The organism is Endozoicomonas sp. YOMI1, from assembly GCF_024606345.1.
GTDB lineage: Bacteria > Pseudomonadota > Gammaproteobacteria > Pseudomonadales > Endozoicomonadaceae > Endozoicomonas.
Window position 1 is genome coordinate 1 of sequence record NZ_JAHHPM010000332.1, and the last position, 1,638, is coordinate 1,638.

The 1,638-nt window shown below is 45.8% G+C and carries 1 protein-coding gene and 1 pseudogene; both read right to left on the reverse strand.

The annotated features are described in order from the left end of the window. Positions 1-24: 24 nt before the first annotated feature. Positions 25-246 (reverse strand): annotated as a pseudogene (locus tag KDK15_RS21285) (DUF4156 domain-containing protein); the annotation flags it as partial. 16 nt (positions 247-262) lie between these two features. Then, positions 263-1,638 (reverse strand): HlyD family type I secretion periplasmic adaptor subunit (locus KDK15_RS12075; protein WP_306800329.1); only part of this gene is annotated, 1,376 nt, incomplete at its 5' end.

Genomic DNA, 1,638 nt, shown 5'->3' on the forward strand with positions numbered 1-1,638 from the left:
TTGAAAGTGGAATCCTTCACTTCCTCAGCTTGTGCTACGGCACACACTCGTCATTACACCTTGCCCAGCGGTCCAAAATGACTTGCTCGCTATCATATTTAGAATCCGGAATTGATATAATGAGTCATGGGCATTGGTGTTTTTCATGTCCTGAATGTAGATAACATTAGCGCCCAGCTTATCAGCCTGATTTCTCAGCTCATTTCTGGCACCGATAACAAGATTTTTATTGGAGGTAAAATCACCGGTAAACCCCCCCTGTTTATCTTTCTGTCAAAGCATTCTGCCTGGCCCTGAGAATAGGCTTAAGGAGATAGGCCATCAGCGTCTTATCCCCAGTGATAATATCCACATTGGTTCTCATACCGGGAATAATCACAAGCGGTTTGTCTTCTGAGCCGACAAAGTTATTTTTGGTCCTGATTCGGACAATATAAAAGCTCTCGCCTTTCTCATCCTTAATGGTATCAGCACTGATGTGCTCAACCTCGCCTTCGAGTCCACCATAAATCGCAAAGTCATAGGCAGTCAGCTTGACCACAGCTTTCATCCCCTGGCGCAGAAAGCCAATGTCTTTTGGCTGAATTTGCGCTTCAATTATGAGGTTATCTTCCAGTGGTACAATCTCCAGCAGACTCATACCGGGCTGAACGACCCCACCCAGCGTAGTGACATGGATTTTCTTAACAATGCCATCCATGGGTGATTTAATCAGAGTTCGGTCTACCTGGTCTTCAAGCACATGATTAGACTCACCTAACTGATCCAGATGAACTTCAGTTTCCTTGAGTTCCTGAACAATATCAGCACGATATTCCTGAACAACCTCTTCTTTACGTGACAGCGCCTCGTGATAGGCAGCTTGTAATTTTGGAATACTCAGCTCAGTTCTTCGCTTTTGTGACTCCAGGTCATTCACCCGTTGTCTTAACTGAATCAATTCAACCCTGGAGACAACACCCTGCTCTGCCAGAGGAACGGTCAATTCAAGTTCATCCTGTCCCAGTTCAAAGCTGGTGGTCAAAAATATCAGCTGATCTTCTGTAGTTGCTAATTCATGCTCAGCCTGAATAGCCTGCTCTCTGGCGACATTGAGTTCTGCGATGAAGCGGTCAGCACGCTGATGAAAAATTTCCCGCTCTCGTTTAACATAAGCCGGGTAGTCGTCCAGCTCAGCCGGGAAGCTCAATGCTTCACCAGACAACTCGGCTTTTAGCCTGGCCGCTTTGGCAAGCTCACTGTAATACTCAATGGCACTTTCCCGAAAGCTGGAAGAGAAACGAGTATCATCCAGCTGCATCAACGGTTGCCCGGAATCCACCTGTTGACCTTCTTTAACAAAAATCTGCTCCAGAATCCCACCTTCCAGATTTTGCACCACCTGCAACCGGGAGGATGGAATGACGATCCCCAGTCCTCTGGTAATTTCATCCAGCCGGGCAACACTGGCCCAGACAATAGCGGAAAACAGCGCCAACAACATAGTGTATATGAGTAAGCGGCCACCTTTTGGCGTTCTTATCAGCATGGCGACATTGGTATCAGAGATATATTCCATATCATCTGGTAACACTGTGTCTTCTATATTCTCTGAAATATTCTCTGAAATATTCTCTGAAATATTCTCTGAAATATTCT